Source organism: Acinetobacter sp. 1294243, from assembly GCF_000588015.1.
GTDB lineage: Bacteria > Pseudomonadota > Gammaproteobacteria > Pseudomonadales > Moraxellaceae > Acinetobacter > Acinetobacter pittii.
Genome location: NZ_JFXG01000003.1, coordinates 111,419 through 129,519, shown reverse-complemented (window position 1 = coordinate 129,519; position 18,101 = coordinate 111,419). Strand labels below are relative to the sequence as shown.

The window sequence follows — 18,101 nt, the reverse complement described above, 5'->3', positions numbered from 1 at the left end:
CTCTTTTCCTTATTTCTTCGATCTCAACACGGATAAATATTCTTGCACTGCTTGATTATGTGCTTGCAAGCTTGCCGTAAATTTATGTCCACCATTACCAGTCGCAACAAAATAGATGTTATTTGAATCATCTGGATGTAATGCTGCTTCAATTGCCTTTTGGCTTGGCAAAGCAATTGGAGTTGGCGGTAAACCATTAATAGTATAAGTATTATATGGTGTTGGAGTACGGAGGTCTTCTCGGGTAATGTTGCCTTTATAGTTATTACCCATTCCATAAATAACAGTTGGATCCGTTTGTAAACGCATACCGAGTTTTAAACGGCGGACAAAAACTCCAGAAACTTGTGTAAGTTCACTGTCTAAACTCGTTTCTTTCTCAACAATAGAAGCCATAATTAATGCTTCATATTTATCTTTATACGGTAAATTCGGCGCACGATTTGCCCAAGCTGTATCTAGAGCTTTTATTTGACGATGATATAAATCGGTCAGAATTTTCTTGTCAGTCTCGCCTTTGGCAAAGAAATAAGTATTCGGCGCGAACAAGCCCTCTGGATGATCGTAAGGAATCCCAAGCGCTTTCATAAGCTGATCATTAGGTAAATCCAATATTGTATTTTTTACATTTTTATCATTTTTTAATGCAGTAATAAGCTGTTTAAAAGTTGTACCTTCAATCACCAAAACACGATTCATCTGAGCATTATCAGCGTCAGATAACATCTCTAATACTTGTCTTACGCTCATCCCTTGTTCAATTTCATACACACCAGCTTTCATGCTGTCATGAATCATAAACTTTTGATAAAGCTTCAATACGATAGGAAAGCTAACTTTATCTTCTTTTGCCAAACGGTCAATAAAACCAGAATAAGTTTCCCCAGATGTAATAGATAACATCTGTTTTTTTCCTTCGATAGGATAAGCCTTAAACAAACTTGACCATAAAATGGCAAACGTAAAAATTAAAACAATAAAAAGGCTAATTAGAACCAATCGCTTAGAAAATTTTGGAGCTTGTTTTTTGTTATTTTTCTTGGCGTTTTTTGCTTTCGCATTCACAGGTGGCTTCGGCATATTAATGAATCTGATTTAAGTTAAGGATATGAAATAAATCTATGCATGCCTGTGTATCTAGCGTTTTCTCGCCTAAATGAGTAACCACTCGCATAGGGTTTAAAGCATTACAAAAGAATAGACTTTGTATTTCAGATACTTCATCTAATTCAATCACACGTACTTCACAGGCAATACCATGGTGCTGCATACGCGCCAGAATTTCTGCCCGCATTACACCGTGGACGCCATTATAGCGAAGTTCAGGAGTAATCCATCTATCATTTAAACGAATAAAACAATTACTACTGACCCCTTCAACAATATAACCTTGTACATCAGTAACTAATGCTTCAGCCCACCCGAGTTGATCTGCTTCTTTTTTTAGCAATACTTGTTCAAGGCGGTTTAAAGATTTAAGCCCCACTAAGCTCGGCATGGTTAAACCTAGAGCCTGATTTAAAACACCGCACTGGATAGAGTCAGGCACAAACGGCTCTAAAGCTTTTGGATAAAACCAGATATAAATATCAGCTTCATGTTTTGGCAGACTATAACCGCGGTCGCCTTCCCCACGACTAATCACAATTTTTAAAGTGCCATTGAGTACGAGGTTCTGCTTTTGCAGTTGCTGCAAACTCAGTTCAATTAATTCAAAATTTACAGTTAAAGACAGTTTTTGACATGCAAGTTTTAGACGTTGCCAGTGCCTTTCTTTAAGCTCAATTTGGTTTTGAAAAACACGAATTGTGGTAAAGCATCCATCTCCATAATGAAAGGCTCGATCTAATAAAGGAATAGTCTCAACGGGTTGCCCATTTTTAAAACACCACATGTTTGCTCCATCCTTTGCTAAAAGCCGTACAACAATACAGCACCTTTCATTTAAATAATAAATGATTGATTTTAAAAAATTATACCCATTTCGTATCTGCTTTTGAAACTTGTTATATATCAAGATTTAAGAATAGTTTATCTCTTTTTATTATTTCTATTTTTTTCATATTAAATTCGTTTTTTATTATTTTTTTAGAATAAAGACTAGCGCTATTCTGCGTTCATGTTTTGAACATTTCATATTTTTTGAGGACTTATCTCATGCGTTTTTCTCAATTAAAAGTCGGGGTTATCGCTGCACTTCTTTCTGTTTCGTCATTTGCAGCCCAAGAATTTTTAAACGTTTCTTACGATCCTACTCGTGAGCTATATACAGATTTCAACAAACAGTTCGGTACTTACTGGAAACAACGTACTGGTCAAGATATTGAGTTTAAGCAATCACATGGCGGCTCTGGTAAACAGGCTCGTGCGGGTATCGATGGTTTAAATGCAGATGTAGTGACATTAGCACTTGCAGCAGATATTGATGAAATTGCTGAAAAAGCAAAATTACTTCCAACCAACTGGCAGAAAAAACTGCCACAAAACTCAACGCCATATACATCAACCATTGTATTTTTGGTGCGTAAAGGCAACCCAAAGCAAATTAAAGACTGGGCTGATTTAATCAAACCAGGTGTAGAAATCATTACACCAAACCCGAAAACTTCTGGTGGTGCTCGTTGGAATTATCTTGCAGCTTGGGCTTGGGCAAAACATCAACCGGGTGGCAATGATGCGAAAGCACAAGAATACGTTCGCCAAATTTATAAGCACACTAAAGTTCTAGACTCTGGTGCTCGCGGTGCGACGACTACTTTCGCTGAGCGTGGCATTGGTGATGTATTACTGGCTTGGGAAAATGAAGCTCATTTAGCTATTCGTGAACAGCCGGGCAAATTTGAAATTATTACTCCATCTCTTTCGATCTTAGCTGAGCCTCCAGTTGCAATTGTGGAGAAGAATGCAGCTAAAAAAGGCAACTTAACCATTGCTAAAGGTTATCTGAACTACTTGTATTCACCTGCTGGTCAAGAAATTGCAGCACGTAACTTCTACCGTCCGCGTAACGCAGCTGTTCTTAAAAAATACAGCAATGTATTTAAACCATTGAAGCTTGTAACAATCGATAAAGAGTTTGGTGGTTGGACAAAAGTACAAAAACAACACTTTGATAATGGTGGTGTTTTCGATCGAATCGTGAAAATCAATAGTGCAGAGAAGTAATTCTTTGCACTAAAGGTAAGGAGAACAGACATGATTCACACTGTAATTGTTCCGGGTGTAGGTGGCAGTGAACATCAGCATTGGCAATCTTGGTTGCAGCGTCAACTCGTGTCTAGTTCTCGTGTTGAGCAAAAAAACTGGGATAGACCTGTATTAAGCGAATGGGTTGAGCAATTCGTTAAAACAGTTCAAGCAGCTCAAGCTCCTGTTCAAATTGTTGCACATAGTTTTGGATGCTTAACGAGTGTAGCTGCTTTGGCTGAGCATCCAGAATTAAAAAGCCAAGTTAAGAAACTAATTTTAGTCGCTCCAGCGAATCCGGCACGCTTTGGGGAAGCAGGGTTTGCTCGCCATAGCTTGACCGACTACAAAGATTATTTTCATCAATTAAAAATTGATGTGCCTGCAACGCTACTCATTAGTGAAAATGATCCATGGCTCGGCTTTTTTGATGCGTTACAACTTGCAAAATCATGGAAGTTAAATCCCGTTAATCTTGGTGAAGTGGGCCATATTAACGTTGCCTCAGGTTTTGGACCATTTCCGGATTTGCTGAACTATTTGATCCCAGAAGATTCGATGTGTAGTCACTCATCTATCGACCCGGTAAAAACACATTTCTCTTTGAAATTTGCTTAATACCAATCTTTATACCTCACTGTTTATCTTTATTTATTCGCTTACTGGTTTCAGCAGGCTTTTCTCTTTGAGGAAATATCATGTCGCAGCGATCCCGAGTGCTGCCTGGGTTTGGTCTATCTTTGGGCTTCACCCTCGCCTATGTGTCTTTTATTGTGCTTATTCCATTAGCCGCAGTCTTTATCAAATCATTTGGAATCGGATGGGACGGATTATGGGAAATTTTAACGTCTGAGCGTATTTTGAAATCGCTTCAACTCAGCTTTAGTTCAGCTTTAATCGCAGCATCTATTAATGTTGTGTTTGGTCTACTTTTGGCTTGGTGTCTTGTCCGCTATAACTTTCCAGGAAAGCGTCTAGTTGATGCATTGGTCGATTTACCTTTTGCTCTTCCGACCGCAGTTGCAGGTATTGCACTGACTTCACTCTATGCACCTACTGGTTGGTTAGGTCAATATCTGGAACCACTTGGTATTCAGGTTGCCTATACGCCTATCGGAATTACGCTGGCATTGGTCTTTATTGGTATTCCTTTTATTGTTCGGACCGTTCAACCGGTACTCAGCGATATTGAAACCGAACTTGAGGAAGCAGCTTCAGCACTTGGTGCAAATCGTTGGCAGACCATTACTAAAATTATTTTACCCATCTTACTACCTGCTCTATTTACAGGCTTTGCTTTAGCGTTTGCTCGCGGCGTGGGTGAGTATGGTTCTGTTATTTTTATTGCAGGTAACCAGCCATTTAAAACAGAAATTGCACCGCTGATGATCATTTCTCGTCTTGAAGAATATGATTATGCAGGCGCAACGACCATTGCAGCAGTCATGTTAGTTCTCTCTTTTATCATCCTATTTGTCATTAACTTACTTCAAGCATGGGCAAACCGTCGTACAGGGAGAAACATCACATGAATTTACATACCGACAGTAATGCACTTGCCTTGAAGTTACAGTCTCGTGATGCAACACGTGAGCCAACTTGGGTACGTTATACCCTCATTACAATCGCACTGATTTTTTTCGTAAGTTGCCTCATATTGCCACTCATTCTGGTTTTCGTAGAAGCATTTAAACAGGGACTTGAAGTCTATGTTCAGGCTTTGATTGATCCAGATACGTTATCAGCAGTGAAATTAACATTACTCACCGCAGCAATTGCAGTTCCAATTAACGTGATATTTGGTGTTGCTGCAGCTTGGGCTGTTTCTAAATTCCAATTTAGAGGCAAGGCTATTTTAACCACGATTATTGACATGCCTTTTTCGGTTTCACCCGTTATTGCAGGTTTAATGATTGTTCTAATTTTTGGTGCTCAAGGTTGGTTCGGCGGCTGGTTAATGGATCATGACATCAAGATTTTATATGCCGTACCTGCAATTGTTTTAGCAACCATTTTTATTACAGTTCCATTTGTGGCACGTGAGTTAATTCCACTCATGGAAGCTCAGGGAACAGAGGAAGAAGAAGCAGCAATTGTACTCGGTGCATCAGGTTGGCAAACCTTTTGGAAGGTCACACTCCCTAACATTAAATGGGGTCTGATTTACGGCGTGATTTTGTGTAATGCCCGTGCCATGGGTGAGTTTGGCGCAGTATCAGTGGTTTCTGGTCATATCCGTGGTGAAACCAATCCCCTGCCACTTCATGTAGAAATTTTATATAACGAGTACACCTTTAGCGCAGCCTTTGCCGTGTCCTCACTGCTTGCCTTCTTAGCTCTTTTAACACTGATTTTAAAAACTTGGTTAGAGCTACATCAAGATAAACCAGAACCACATTCAACTGATTCGTAAGGAATGAAATCATGAGTATTCAAGTTAAAAATATTGAAAAACACTTTGGTGCATTCCATGCGCTTAAAAATATTTCCCTAGACTTTCCAGAGGGTGAACTGGTTGCGCTACTTGGACCATCTGGTTGTGGTAAGACGACTCTGCTTCGTATCATTGCAGGTCTAGAGTCAGCCGATGGCGGTCAGGTTTTACTTGAAGGTGAAGATGCGACTAATGTACATGTGCGTGAGCGTCAGGTCGGCTTTGTATTTCAGCACTATGCTTTATTCCGTCACATGACTGTATTTGACAATATTGCCTTTGGTTTACGCGTTCGCCCTCGTGCAACCCGTCCTTCGGAAGCTGAAATTAAAAAACGTGTCACTCGTTTACTTGATCTAGTTCAACTAGGCTTTTTAGCAGACCGCTACCCTGCTCAGCTTTCTGGCGGACAACGTCAGCGTATTGCTTTAGCCCGTGCTTTGGCAGTAGAACCTCGCGTGTTATTACTCGATGAACCATTTGGCGCTCTAGATGCCAAAGTACGCAAAGAATTACGTCGCTGGTTACGCAACTTACATGATGAATTGCATATCACTTCAATTTTCGTGACTCACGATCAAGAAGAAGCACTTGAGGTTGCAGACCAGATTATTGTCATGAATAAAGGTAATGTTGAGCAAATCGGTTCACCTCGTGAAGTTTATGAAAAACCTGCAACGCCATTTGTGTTTGATTTCTTGGGTCAGGCAAATCGATTTGAAGGTGAACATACGGAAGGTATTATCCGTATCGGTAATGACCGTATTCAATTACCAACAGCAGTTGAGGCACCTCAAGGAAAAGTGATTGCTTTTGCCCGTCCAGATGAGTTACATATTCACTCGCAACCGCAAGCGAATACCATTGAAGCGACTTTTGTACGTGAAATCTGGATTGCTGGAAAAGTAGTGGCCGAATTACAAGACCGTAATGGACGTTTAATTGAAATTGCTCTGAGCAGTGAAGCTGCAAAATTACATGCATTTAAACCTAATCAAACTGTTTGGGTGAGCGCATCTCAATTGCACTTATTTGCAGACCAAGTTGCTTAAGAAATATATTTGGTGAGGAAATATCTTGCGGATCTTTAGACGCTCCTCACCTCTTTTGAGGAAAAGTGTAAATGAACTTTCAACAATTAAGAATTATCCGAGAAACAGTACGCCAAAACTTTAACTTGACGGAAGCATCGGCTGCACTCTACACATCTCAATCGGGTGTAAGTAAACACATCAAAGATTTAGAAGATGAATTAGGTGTTCAACTTTTCGTTCGTAAAGGTAAACGCCTTTTAGGTTTAACTGAACCAGGACAGTCACTTCTTAGCATTGTTGAGCGCATGTTAGTGGATGCTGAAAATATTAAACGACTTGCTGAAGATTTTAATAAGGTTGATGAAGGAACATTAACGATCGCAACTACGCATACACAAGCGCGTTATGTATTGCCTCCAATTGTTAATCAATTTAAGAAATTATTTCCAAAAGTTCATTTGATTTTACAACAAGCTAGCCCTGTCGAAATTTCAGAAATGCTTTTACAAGGCGAAGCGGATATTGGAATTGCAACCGAGTCTTTAACGACTGAAGAAAATCTGGCTAGCATTCCTTACTACCAATGGCAACACAGTATTATTACCCCGCAAAATCATCCTTTAGTGCAGGCGGACAAGGTCACTCTAGAACTTTTAGCTGAATATCCACTCATTACATACCATGGTGGTTTTACAGGTCGATCTAAAATTGATAAAGCGTTTGAAGAAGCTCACCTAGATGCAGATATCGTAATGTCAGCTCTTGATGCCGATGTTATTAAAACCTATGTAGAACTTGGCATGGGTGTCGGAATTGTCAATGACGTAGCTTATGACACAGAACGTGATTATCGTTTAAAGCAAACCAAAACTGATATTTTTGGTGTTAATACGACATGGATTGCAGTTCGCAAAGGTCACCTATTGCGCGGTTATGGTTACGAGTTTATTTCTTTATGCTCACCTGATGCGGATATTAAAGCCCTTAAGAAAATTGCTTACCCAGATGAATAAAAATTAAAATAAATAAAAGCGCTTTTTAGCGCTTTTATTTTATTAAGTACAAAAAAACGAGCCGAAGCTCGTTTTTTTAAGCTTTATTACCAAAAGAAGTTCACACCAACTTTACCAACTGGCAACCATTGATATTTATCGTCGTTACGGATTTTATTTTCTTCAGCACGTAAATCTTTATCAAAGTCAGCACCGTTAACATTAACAAAAGTACCATTTGATTTAAGATTTACTGTTGGGTTACCAGTATAGTAAGCACCTACTTCACCGAATACGCCCCAGTTTTTATTGATTTTAGGTGCAAAACCAAAACCTAAATAAGGAGCGATATCATTTTTATAACTTAATTTACCATCCACTGACCCATTAAAGTTATAATTATTACCATTTACTTTAATAGTCCCATCTTGTGAACGTTTAGTTAGGTCATAATCGTTATCTAAATACGCCGCACCTGCAGCTACATATAAGCCTTGAGCCCAACGGTTAGTACTTGCACCCCATGGGCGAATTTCGGCATTTAAATATACGTTGTTATTATCCATATCAACGTCATATTTAGTACCATTAATTGATAAGTCATCTCTCCAAGAAATGTCACCACCGTTATAACCCAATGCTAAACCTACATATGGGTTTGCTTGCCATAATAAAGCACCACCGTAACCAGTTGTACCTACTTCAGCACGCGCCCCCACAGGAATTAATTGGTTTTTGTCAAATGCGTAGCTGTCATGAACAACAGCTTCATCTGCCATAGCAGCGCCAGCAGCGAATAAAGCTGTTGTGGTGACTAATACACGTAATGCTTTCATAGTTTTCTCCTCAAAAAGGCTCTGTTTTTAATTTATTCATCTTGTGACTGAAATCATAATAATGACAGCTTAGATTCTTTTTTATACAAAAAATGCTAGATTTCTGTTATTTTTTGATACAAATTGAGTTAAATTTTTATTTTCAAATCATTTTTGTGTAAAAAACACTTGATTATCTAATAAGCTTATTTTGATTTATCTCATTTATATCATCAATCAAACGTAACACGTTTTTTGAAAGATTCTTGTCACAAATTAGTGTAAAATCTTTAAAATTTTTTATGGAAGGAAGATCATGTCTCAGCTTTCTACGATCATTGAGCAAGCATTTGAAGACCGCGCAAATTTTACTGCAGCAGATTGTTCAAGCGAAATTCGCCAAGCTGTTGAAGAAGCAATTGCTGGTTTAGATAACGGTACACTTCGAGTTGCTGAAAAAATCAATGGTGAATGGGTTGTTCATCAATGGTTAAAAAAAGCTGTTTTATTATCATTTAAACTGAATGACAATAAACCAATCGAGTCATGTGATCTTCGTTTCTATGACAAAGTTGAAACTAAATTCTCTGGTTGGACTGAAGAGCAATTTAAAGCCGCAGGTGTTCGTGTTGTTCCTCCTGCTGTAGCACGTCGTGGTAGCTTCCAAGCTAAAAACGTGGTGTTAATGCCATCTTATGTCAACATTGGCGCTTATGTAGATGAAGGCACAATGGTTGATACATGGGCAACTGTAGGCTCATGTGCTCAAATCGGTAAAAATGTTCACTTGTCTGGTGGTGTAGGTATTGGTGGTGTTTTAGAACCATTACAAGCTAACCCAACTATTATTGAAGACAACTGCTTTATCGGTGCGCGTTCAGAAATCGTTGAAGGCGTTATCGTTGAAGAAGGCTCAGTCATTTCAATGGGCGTTTTCATTGGTCAATCAACTAAAATTTATGACCGTGAAACTGGCGAAATCCATTATGGTCGTGTACCAGCAGGTTCAGTTGTAGTTTCAGGCAGCTTGCCATCTAAATGTGGTACTTACAGCTTATATGCTGCAATTATCGTGAAAAAAGTTGATGCGCAAACACGTTCAAAAACAAGCTTGAACGATTTGTTACGCGCTGACTAATTTGTTATAACTCTGTTGCGGAGCTTTAATCGCTCCTCATCTCTACGATCAAACTGATCGTAGAGATTTTATTTTTTATATAGTGTGGTATTTCTAGAATGGCTTCCTTACGTTCCTCTGCAATTCCTGTCTCAGACCCTGCGTCCGGTTTACGCATTACCGAGATTTTTTACTCGTTGCAGGGTGAAGCAAATGCCTCTGGCCTACCGACTGTATTTATTCGTCTAACAGGCTGTCCATTACGTTGTAGCTATTGCGATACCACCTATTCCTTTGAAGGTGGCGAGCGTTTTTCACTTGAACATATCATTGAAACAGCTACACAATTTCAAACACCTTATATTTGTGTAACAGGTGGTGAACCTCTTGCTCAGCCAAACTGTTTGATTTTATTACAACGTTTATGTGAAGCAGGTTTTGACGTCTCTTTAGAAACTAGTGGAGCTCTTGATGTATCAAGAGTGGATCCCCGTGTTTCAAAAGTCCTAGATTTAAAGACTCCAACTTCTGGTGAAGAACATCGCAATCTCATCAGTAATCTTGACCATTTAACACCACGTGATCAAATCAAATTTGTGATTTGTAATCGTGAAGACTATGAATGGTCAAAACAACAAGTTGAAAAATATCAACTGCAAACCAAAGTCAGTACCGTTTGGTTCTCCCCTGCCTTTGCGGTTGAAAAAGGTGCTGTAGGCCTGCCACGTCTAGCACGTGATCTGGCACAGTGGATACTTGATGATAAATTACCTGTTCGTTTCCAACTTCAGTTACATAAACTGCTTTGGAATGATGAATCAGGTCGTTAATCACTCAATAAAATAAATCATTCCGAATATGGAGAAAAATATGCGCTCTCGTGCCATTGTTTTACTTTCAGGCGGCTTAGACTCAACCACTTGCCTAGCTTGGGCACAAGCGCGCTATGAATGTATTGCTATTAGTTTTATGTATGGTCAACGCTCAACCACCGAACTTGATGCTGCAAAAGCATTAGCTCAGCGTTCAGGTGTTGAACATCGTGTAATTAATATTGATCTAGCAAATTTAGGTGGATCAGCACTTACAGATCACAACATTGCAGTACCAGAACAGTTACAAGAAGGTATTCCTGTAACTTATGTACCAGCGCGTAACACTATTTTCCTCTCATATGCTCTAGCAGCAGCTGAAGTATTTAATGCTGAAGCTATTGTTATTGGTATCAATGCTGTTGATTATTCAGGATATCCTGATTGTCGCCCTGAATTTATTGATGCTTTTGCAAATATGGCCCGTTTAGCAACTAAAGCTGGCGTAGAAGGAAAACCACTTAAATTTGAAACACCCCTGTTACATTTATCCAAAGCGAATATCATACGTTTAGGGATTGAACATGGCGTAGACTATAGTCAAACGGTATCTTGCTACCAAGCAGATGCTCAAGGACGTGCGTGTGGTAAATGTGACAGTTGCCGTTTGCGTAAAGAAGGCTTTATCGATGCTGGTGTTACCGATCCAACACGCTATATACCGTAATAAGTAGGTAAAATTTATGAAGTTGTTAAAATCAAATCTTATTCTTTCATCTTTATTCTCAGCAGCTGCACTTATGGCTGGTTCAGCTCAAGCAGCTGAAAACCCAGTTCAAGCGGCATATAAAAGCACTAACGTTAAAGGTGCATTAGTTAACGTTTGTAAAGAACAAACTGCTAAAGGCGGCAAGTTAAGTTCATCTGAAGTTAGCAAATTCTGTAGCTGCCAAGTTGAAGCACAAGGTAAAGTGACTGAAGCACAAAAATGGGAAATCCAAAGCGCAATCAATGCGAAGAAAAGCCCAAGTTCTCTAGGATTTGTACAACAACAAAACCGTGATCTTAAAGCATGTTTCGGTCCTCAGTTAACAACTAAGCTTGAAAAGTTAACTGAAGATGCAATGAAGGCAGCTCAACAACAAGCTCCTAAAAAATAAGATTTTAATGTTCCAAATTAAGCCTGCATTTATGCAGGCTTTTTTTATAGCTCTGTTAAAATAACAGCACTTTTGACCAATTCATTTGATGTAAGCCATGCAAGAACAATGGAAAACTAATGCTAACCATAAAAGGTCTATTGTCTCATTTAGTGGAGGCAAAGATAGTTCTCTAGCACTCTACCATGCAATGCAGACAGGCGAAGTGATTGGATTGATCGTAATGCTAGAAGGACAAGGCCAACGTTCTCGCTCACATGCCATGCCTCTTGATATTATTCAAGCGCAAGCTAAAGCAATCGACTTGCCCGTGTTTATGGCTTCATCAAGTTTGAATGAATATGAGGTAAAGTTTATTGAATTACTCAATCAAGCAAAGCAACAAGGAGCCGAGGTACTGGTTACAGGTGATCTTGATATGCCTGAACACGGCTGTTGGCATGATCGAGTAACGCAACAAGTGGGGCTTCAATTAGGAATGCCTCTTTGGTTACGTCCGCATCGTGAAGTTGTTGAAGAATTTATTCAACTTGGATTCAAAAGTGTCATTGTTACTGTGAATCTAAAACTCGGAATGAAGGAGGAGGATTTAGGTAAAACCTTAACTTTAGAATATATCCAAGAGCTTGAGAACCGTGGCATTGATCCATGTGGTGAGGGCGGTGAATTTCATACGACCGTGATTGATGGGCCAATTTTTAACAAAGCAATCCCTGTAAGAAAACTCAATATTGTTTATCATGAGGAATACGCTTTTTTACCACTTGAATTAGATCAAATTTAACTTTTAAAGGATAAGAAATGTCTGAGAATATTCAACTGCCAAATCAGGTGTTCCCTACTACACACGGCGAAGTGAACTTGACCGAAGTCGAAAATGAATGGCTAATTATTTACTTCTATCCTAAAGATTCAACACCAGGGTGTACAACACAAGCAGTGGGTTTTTCTTGTTTGAAAGATCAGTTTGATGCTTTAGGTGCCCGTATTTTCGGTATTTCACGTGACTCGGTAAAAGCCCATCAAAATTTTACAGAGAAGCAAGCACTTACTATTGATCTGATCAGTGATAAAGAAGAAATTCTTTGTAATCACTTTGATGTGATTAAAGAAAAGAATATGTATGGTAAAAAAGTCATGGGTATTGAACGTTCTACTTTTATTTTCCATAACAAAACTTTAGTTAAAAGCTATCGCAAAGTTAAAGCAGCTGGGCATGCAGAGCAAGTTCTAGAAGACTTAAAAGCTCTACAAACAGCTTAATAAACTTAAGAAACAAAAAGCGGGCATGATGCTCGTTTTTTGTATATGAACAAATTACTTACTCCTTTACTTTGGCGTATGATAAAGACATTAGAATAATTCACGCTAAGGTATTTACATGAGTCTGCTCAAAGTTTGTAATTTACTGTCTAGTGGTCTTGTTATTTCTGCATGCTCCGTTAGTTCATCCAGTATGCCGCCCTCAATTACACCATCTACCACACAAGTTGAAACTCCACCTATAAAAATAAGTTGCCAAGATTTACAAAACCCTGCCTATCAACAAACCGTACTTAAAATAATTAATCAGATTCGCCAGCAATCACGCCAATGTGGACAACAACATTTCGCTGCAACCAGACCATTAAGTTGGAGTAATAATTTATATAAAGGTGCACTTTCTCATAGTGAAGATATGGCAACACACAACTTTCTCGGACATGTTGGCTCCACGGGACTAGATTTAAAATCACGTTTGAAAATTTATAATACACTCGGTAAAGCCAATGGTGAAAATGTCGCGAGTGGACAGAAAACATTAGATGAAGTGATGTCTAGGTGGCTGTCGAGTCCCCTACATTGTAGTAACCTAATGAACCCTAAATTTACAACCTATGCAATTGCTTGTGCTTCTGATCAATCTGTAAAACAAAAGAGCTATTGGACTCAACAATTTGGTACACGTTAAAAGGAAAAAAGATGCAATCAGGTTCGATCACCCCTATTTTAAGAATTTTTGATGTCGAGTTAGCTCAATCATTTTATCTTGAGTTCTTAGGTTTTCAGCTTGATTGGCAACACCAATTTGAAGACAACTTTCCGTTATATTTACAAATTTCTAAAGATGATTGCGTTATTCATTTATCCGAGCATTTTGGAGATGCGAGTCCTCATAGCGCGATCCGTATCTATTGGGAACATATCTATGAGTTGCACAGTGAACTAAGCCAAAAAAATTATAAATTTTCTAAGCCTCAAGTTGAAAAAACAGATTGGGAGACACTTGAACTCAGTATCACCGATCCTTTTTCTAACCGAATTATCTTTTGGGCAGATGCTTAATCGATATATATTTATTCAAAATCATCGAGATTAGAACGATCATCTTCTTCAAAACGTTGTTGCAACTGTTGATAAGTGCGTGTTTTTTTAAATTCATCCAAAAATTGAATAGTTCCTACAGGGAAAAATTCCGTTTGGATTTCACCACGATAATAAGCTTCACGCATTGGCGTTGCCGAAATTGAATCTTTTAAACTATCTAGTTCAACCATAATCCACTCAGGAAATAGTCGTAAATAATATGAAGACTCATCCTTAAAGTGTCCAATCAAACCAACTTTTGAGTTCGGTTCAATTACGCCATTCACTAAAAATTTGACTTGTTTGACCCATTTTTCGTCATTATAAACATCTACTACATGTACAAAACGAATGCGTTTTTGCTCTTCTAACGAGAAATTTGACAAGATCATTTGCTCGCGCTCTACTGCTAAGAACGGATTTTTAATATTACGTTCCATTTGAGCAGAACCTAATGCCAAAACGACATAGTGGCTTTGTTGTAAGGCAATTTCAATTGTCTGCATATGAGCTAAATGAAATGGTTGAAAACGCCCTATAAAAACGAGATAGTCAAATTTATACATAATTAGATTTTCACTTTTTATGAACTCACCAGTTAACCGCATTACAAAAAATATGCGCCATAATGAGAACCTAAAAATTAACAACGTGGTTTAAAGCAAGGATAGTACGATGACACTTAGCTGTATTCAACAACCTCATCAACATTTACACGCAAATTTAGAAGGTGGCGTACTCACCTTAGCCATAAATCGCCCAGAAGCAAAAAATGCACTGTATGGCGAACTTTACTTATGGATTGCCAAAGCACTTGATGAAGCTGATCAAGACAAAGATGTACGTGTAGTCGTTCTACGTGGTGTAGAGCAAGACTTTACCGCTGGTAATGACATGAAAGATTTTATGGGTTTTGTACAAAATCCTAATCTAGGCCCAGCAGGTCAAGTTCCTCCGTTTGTACTCCTTAAATCTGCTGCTAGATTATCGAAGCCGCTTATTATTGCAGTAAAAGGTGTGGCTATTGGTATTGGTGTTACGATTTTATTACATGCAGATTTAGTTTTTGCTGACAATACCGCCCTTTTCCAAATTCCATTTGTAAGTCTTGGCCTTTCTCCAGAAGGCGGTGCAAGCCAACTATTGGTTAAACAAGCGGGTTATCACAAAGCAGCTGAACTTCTATTTACTGCGAAAAAATTTAATGCAGAAACCGCAGTACAAGCAAGCTTAGTGAATGAAGTTGTTGAAGATGCTTATGCATCTGCTCAGGCAACCGCTCAACATTTAGCAGCTTTACCACTTGCCTCATTAAAACAAACCAAAGCCTTGATGAAACATAATTTAGATCAAATTATTGAATGTATTGATCATGAAGCTGAAATCTTTATGCAACGCGTTCAATCTCCAGAAATGCTAGAAGCTGTACAAGCATTTATGCAGAAACGTAAACCAGATTTCTCGCAGTTTAATTAAAAATCAATTTCTATGATTTGAATAAACTCAAAGGCAGGCTCTTCATAAGGATGGCTTGCCTTTAATGCTTTTGCCACAGCCTTTGCATTTTCTTCAATTACAATTGTTTCAACTCGCCACTCATCTACTTGCTCAAGTTCACCCAGCTCTCCGATATAAGGATCTGCACCTTTGACTGGTTTAAATTGCCCTATTCCTTTCACTTGCCATGCGCAGTTTTCGTAATTACCGATACCCCCCGCACCAGCAGAAAAAATAGCTTGTTTAGTCGACTCAAGATGTGAATCAGGCACGTAATAAATCAGCTTTAACATAAGTAGAATGACTCAAAACTAGTAAACTTGCTTTAAATCATACCGTTAAAAAAGCTTCTAAATCAAAGTCAGCTCATCATTACCAAATAATTTGCTCCAATAAAGAGGATTTGAATGGCAAGCGCCAAGCCAAACAAGCGCCAGCCCTTATCTTTGGTATACATTGTTCTTATGTGATACTTATTTTTCATCATTTTGATCTCCGATTTTTATCGTTGTTACAGAGAAAGCAAAAATTGATCCAATTTTGAACAAACTATAAAGTGTTAAATAGCCGAATGTCTATAGGCTTATAATTTTTCTAAAATGCTTAAAAGAGCTACACTCATTTATATGTAGCTCTTATTCTGAACAAAATTTTAAATTTCAGTGTGATAGCTGCATCTTTATAATTTTAAGCATTCGATTTCTTTAAATATCTGTTCTCATATATTGTCATCATAAATGCTAAACCACATAAAATGACGAAGCCGCCAGTCATTGGTATTAATGTACCGTTATATAATTGCCCAATAATAGATGCCAGAATAAGTGACAAAACGGAGGATGCTGCACCAATAATGGCCGATGCCATACCTGCAACATGCCCCATCGGTTCCATTGCAATTGCGTTTAAATTTCCAAATAAAGTTCCAAATAATAAAAATAAAATGCAGGCATAAAGCATAAACATCCAAAATGAAACAGCCACACCTAAAAGTTGAATTCCTAAGAAAACTAAAGAAATTAGGCACAAACCTAGAAAGCCGTAAATACAGATTGGACGCATACCAAACTTCATGACAATTTTAGAATTTGTAAATGAAGCGATTCCCATCACACCTGCAAGCACAGCAAAATAAGCACTAAACTCTTGCCCTGTTTTACCAAACTGCTGCATAAAAATTTGCTGAGAAGTACCTAAGTAACCAATGAATCCACCAAAGCAAAAACCTGCACATAGCAAATAGCTCATGGTAGTTTTATTACTTACAACTTCTTTAAAGCCCTCTTGAAATGCTTGTAGGCGCATAGGTAAACGATTTTCGGGAAGCAACGTCTCTTCCAAACGTAAAGCAACCCATGCCCCCACAACTGTGGCATAGATCATATATAAAACAAAGATCTCACGCCAACCAAAGAAATGGATAATGAGCTGTCCCAAACTTGGTGCAATTGCTGGGGCAACCATAAACACCATCATAATTAAAGACATGATGCGGGCCATTTGAGCCCCACTGTATTTATCCCTAACAATTGAAATAGAAGCCACGTAAGGACCTGATACACCAACCCCTTGAATAAAACGTCCAACTAAAAACCATTCAAAACTTTGTGTTGTAAAGCACAACAAACTTCCAAGAAAGTAAATAACAATTCCAGTGAATAAAATACGTTTACGGCCAATTGCATCGGATAGAGGGCCAGCAATCAGTTGACCAATCGTCATACCGGAAAAAATACCAATAATGACCCACTGTGTCTGATTATTATTTTTTAAGTCAAAAATTCGTCCGATTTCGCCCAAAGCAGGTAGGACTGCATCTATTGAAAAAGAAACAATAGACATGAGCAATGCCATTAGAAGTGCAAATTCATGGAAATGGATTTTTGATTTCATTTTTCTTCTCTCAATTTTTTATATTAAATGAAAAATTATCTTCCTTTCTGAAACTCCCAAGTTGAAAATAAAAATACAGCCATCGTACCAGCTAAATTAACTGCAAGTTCAGCATGTCTTGAAGCTGGTCTAAAGTTTATTTTACCTTGACCATGAGCATCACTTATTCGATTTCGCAGAGCCCCCAACCCTTCAATAACAGAAGTACAACCACCTAAAATTTGTTTAAATACCGATTGAGTATGGTCAGAAGGTGCTATGTTGAGTTGTTTAGCTGTTAATCTATATAAATGGTTCAAATCAGGTGTAGTTCCATAATCCACATTTTTATCATCAAGGATATATTTACAAGTTGATTCTAAAAGTGTACGAGCAATTGTAATAGCACCTTCAGGATCATCTTGACGACGCTCCAGTGCTTTTTGCCATGTCAAATGAATATATTGCGAATCAATATTTTGGATAGCTGCTTTAATTACAGTATCAGATGGTGAAATATTAATTTTTTCTAACTTCTCAAATAATGGTTGAAATGATTTCCAAATAAAATCTCTCCTCTCAGCATAAGTTCCATATTCAAATTTAATAAACTGCCAAAATTGACTTAAATTTCTACAAGTTACTAAATATCTTGGGACTAATGAACTATCAAACCCATTAGATAAAATTTGATGCCTTAACTTCTGATACTCAATGTCATTTTCACTCCCGCCTGTAGCATGTGAAATCAATAAATTTTGTAATGTTTCTAACGTTATGAGTAAATTATCCATTTTCCAATTATTAGAATTAAAAGTTAATCATACTGAAAAATT

23 protein-coding genes are annotated in these 18,101 nt (G+C 38.1%); 15 read left to right on the top strand and 8 right to left on the bottom strand.

Annotated elements, in window-relative coordinates; translation table 11 throughout:
* Positions 1-9: 9 nt before the first annotated feature.
* Both mltG and pabC read right to left on the bottom strand, forming a co-directional pair.
* On the bottom strand, positions 10-1,080 hold the full coding sequence (mltG, locus tag J655_RS10205) for an endolytic transglycosylase MltG (protein WP_032006998.1): 1,071 nt from the start codon (positions 1,078-1,080) through the stop codon (positions 10-12).
* 1 nt (position 1,081) lies between these two features.
* Positions 1,082-1,894 carry an aminodeoxychorismate lyase gene (pabC, locus tag J655_RS10200; protein WP_002118496.1) on the bottom strand — a complete coding sequence of 271 codons (813 nt, stop codon included), beginning with the start codon at positions 1,892-1,894 and terminating at the stop codon, positions 1,082-1,084.
* A 263-nt stretch (positions 1,895-2,157) separates the two neighbouring features.
* Here pabC and J655_RS10195 point away from each other — a divergent pair, with 263 nt between their 5' ends.
* The 6 genes from J655_RS10195 (at position 2,158) to J655_RS10170 (ending at position 7,667) form a co-directional block, all read left to right on the top strand.
* Entirely contained in the window at positions 2,158-3,165 is a 1,008-nt protein-coding gene (locus J655_RS10195; protein WP_032032931.1) for a sulfate ABC transporter substrate-binding protein, read from the top strand.
* 30 nt (positions 3,166-3,195) lie between these two features.
* Positions 3,196-3,804, top strand: coding sequence for an RBBP9/YdeN family alpha/beta hydrolase (locus J655_RS10190; RefSeq protein ID WP_002118423.1), 609 nt, complete (start codon positions 3,196-3,198; stop codon positions 3,802-3,804).
* An 80-nt stretch (positions 3,805-3,884) separates the two neighbouring features.
* A complete protein-coding gene (cysT, locus tag J655_RS10185; RefSeq protein ID WP_005067805.1) occupies positions 3,885-4,718 on the top strand; it encodes a sulfate ABC transporter permease subunit CysT in 834 nt (277 codons plus the stop codon).
* Entirely contained in the window at positions 4,715-5,599 is an 885-nt protein-coding gene (cysW, locus tag J655_RS10180) for a sulfate ABC transporter permease subunit CysW (protein WP_032052338.1), read from the top strand. The genes cysT and cysW overlap by 4 nt, the downstream gene beginning before the upstream one ends.
* Positions 5,600-5,610: 11 nt before the next feature.
* Positions 5,611-6,672, top strand: coding sequence for a sulfate/molybdate ABC transporter ATP-binding protein (locus J655_RS10175; protein ID WP_002118816.1), 1,062 nt, complete (start codon positions 5,611-5,613; stop codon positions 6,670-6,672).
* Positions 6,673-6,743: 71 nt separating this feature from the next.
* Positions 6,744-7,667 carry a CysB family HTH-type transcriptional regulator gene (locus tag J655_RS10170; RefSeq protein WP_032006995.1) on the top strand — a complete coding sequence of 308 codons (924 nt, stop codon included), beginning with the start codon at positions 6,744-6,746 and terminating at the stop codon, positions 7,665-7,667.
* 86 nt (positions 7,668-7,753) lie between these two features.
* Here J655_RS10170 and carO read toward each other — a convergent pair whose 3' ends face one another.
* The gene (carO, locus tag J655_RS10165) at positions 7,754-8,482 is read right to left on the bottom strand and encodes an ornithine uptake porin CarO type 4 (protein WP_017480570.1); all 729 of its coding nucleotides are present in this window, start codon (positions 8,480-8,482) and stop codon (positions 7,754-7,756) included.
* 295 nt (positions 8,483-8,777) lie between these two features.
* Between carO and dapD the strand changes: the two genes are divergently transcribed.
* The 8 genes from dapD (at position 8,778) to J655_RS10125 (ending at position 13,875) form a co-directional block, all read left to right on the top strand.
* Positions 8,778-9,599 carry a 2,3,4,5-tetrahydropyridine-2,6-dicarboxylate N-succinyltransferase gene (gene dapD / locus J655_RS10160; protein ID WP_002118664.1) on the top strand — a complete coding sequence of 274 codons (822 nt, stop codon included), beginning with the start codon at positions 8,778-8,780 and terminating at the stop codon, positions 9,597-9,599.
* 98 nt (positions 9,600-9,697) lie between these two features.
* Positions 9,698-10,408 carry a 7-carboxy-7-deazaguanine synthase QueE gene (queE, locus tag J655_RS10155; RefSeq protein ID WP_002118723.1) on the top strand — a complete coding sequence of 237 codons (711 nt, stop codon included), beginning with the start codon at positions 9,698-9,700 and terminating at the stop codon, positions 10,406-10,408.
* A gap of 40 nt (positions 10,409-10,448) precedes the next feature.
* Positions 10,449-11,117, top strand: a complete 669-nt coding sequence (gene queC, locus J655_RS10150; RefSeq protein ID WP_002118843.1) for a 7-cyano-7-deazaguanine synthase QueC — start codon at positions 10,449-10,451, stop codon at positions 11,115-11,117.
* Positions 11,118-11,133: 16 nt separating this feature from the next.
* Positions 11,134-11,550, top strand: coding sequence for a hypothetical protein (locus tag J655_RS10145; protein WP_005073124.1), 417 nt, complete (start codon positions 11,134-11,136; stop codon positions 11,548-11,550).
* Positions 11,551-11,647: 97 nt separating this feature from the next.
* Positions 11,648-12,334 carry a diphthine--ammonia ligase gene (locus tag J655_RS10140; RefSeq protein WP_032052337.1) on the top strand — a complete coding sequence of 229 codons (687 nt, stop codon included), beginning with the start codon at positions 11,648-11,650 and terminating at the stop codon, positions 12,332-12,334.
* A 17-nt stretch (positions 12,335-12,351) separates the two neighbouring features.
* A complete protein-coding gene (locus J655_RS10135; RefSeq protein ID WP_002118936.1) occupies positions 12,352-12,813 on the top strand; it encodes a peroxiredoxin in 462 nt (153 codons plus the stop codon).
* A 118-nt stretch (positions 12,814-12,931) separates the two neighbouring features.
* Positions 12,932-13,501: a CAP domain-containing protein gene (locus J655_RS10130; protein WP_005073120.1), complete on the top strand. Its 570-nt coding sequence runs from the start codon at positions 12,932-12,934 to the stop codon at positions 13,499-13,501.
* Between the two features lie 11 nt (positions 13,502-13,512).
* The gene (locus tag J655_RS10125; RefSeq protein ID WP_005067793.1) at positions 13,513-13,875 is read left to right on the top strand and encodes a glyoxalase superfamily protein; all 363 of its coding nucleotides are present in this window, start codon (positions 13,513-13,515) and stop codon (positions 13,873-13,875) included.
* Positions 13,876-13,886: 11 nt separating this feature from the next.
* Here the strand turns inward: J655_RS10125 and J655_RS10120 are convergent, their stop codons facing one another.
* Entirely contained in the window at positions 13,887-14,462 is a 576-nt protein-coding gene (locus J655_RS10120; protein ID WP_075383547.1) for a nicotinate-nicotinamide nucleotide adenylyltransferase, read from the bottom strand.
* 109 nt (positions 14,463-14,571) lie between these two features.
* On the opposite strand from J655_RS10120, the gene J655_RS10115 reads away from it, so the two are divergent.
* Positions 14,572-15,372 carry an enoyl-CoA hydratase-related protein gene (locus J655_RS10115; protein WP_032006993.1) on the top strand — a complete coding sequence of 267 codons (801 nt, stop codon included), beginning with the start codon at positions 14,572-14,574 and terminating at the stop codon, positions 15,370-15,372.
* Here J655_RS10115 and J655_RS10110 read toward each other — a convergent pair.
* The 4 genes from J655_RS10110 to J655_RS10095 form a co-directional block, all read right to left on the bottom strand.
* A complete protein-coding gene (locus J655_RS10110; protein WP_032006992.1) occupies positions 15,369-15,686 on the bottom strand; it encodes an NGG1p interacting factor 3 protein, NIF3 in 318 nt (105 codons plus the stop codon). The genes J655_RS10115 and J655_RS10110 overlap by 4 nt on opposite strands.
* A 68-nt stretch (positions 15,687-15,754) precedes the next feature.
* Complete coding sequence (locus J655_RS25665) at positions 15,755-15,880, bottom strand: KGW motif small protein (protein WP_002118600.1); 126 nt, start codon at positions 15,878-15,880, stop codon at positions 15,755-15,757.
* A gap of 200 nt (positions 15,881-16,080) precedes the next feature.
* Positions 16,081-17,286: a multidrug effflux MFS transporter gene (locus J655_RS10100; protein ID WP_032006991.1), complete on the bottom strand. Its 1,206-nt coding sequence runs from the start codon at positions 17,284-17,286 to the stop codon at positions 16,081-16,083.
* Positions 17,287-17,321: 35 nt separating this feature from the next.
* A complete protein-coding gene (locus J655_RS10095; RefSeq protein ID WP_032006989.1) occupies positions 17,322-18,059 on the bottom strand; it encodes an abortive infection family protein in 738 nt (245 codons plus the stop codon).
* Between the last annotated feature and the right edge of the window lie 42 nt (positions 18,060-18,101).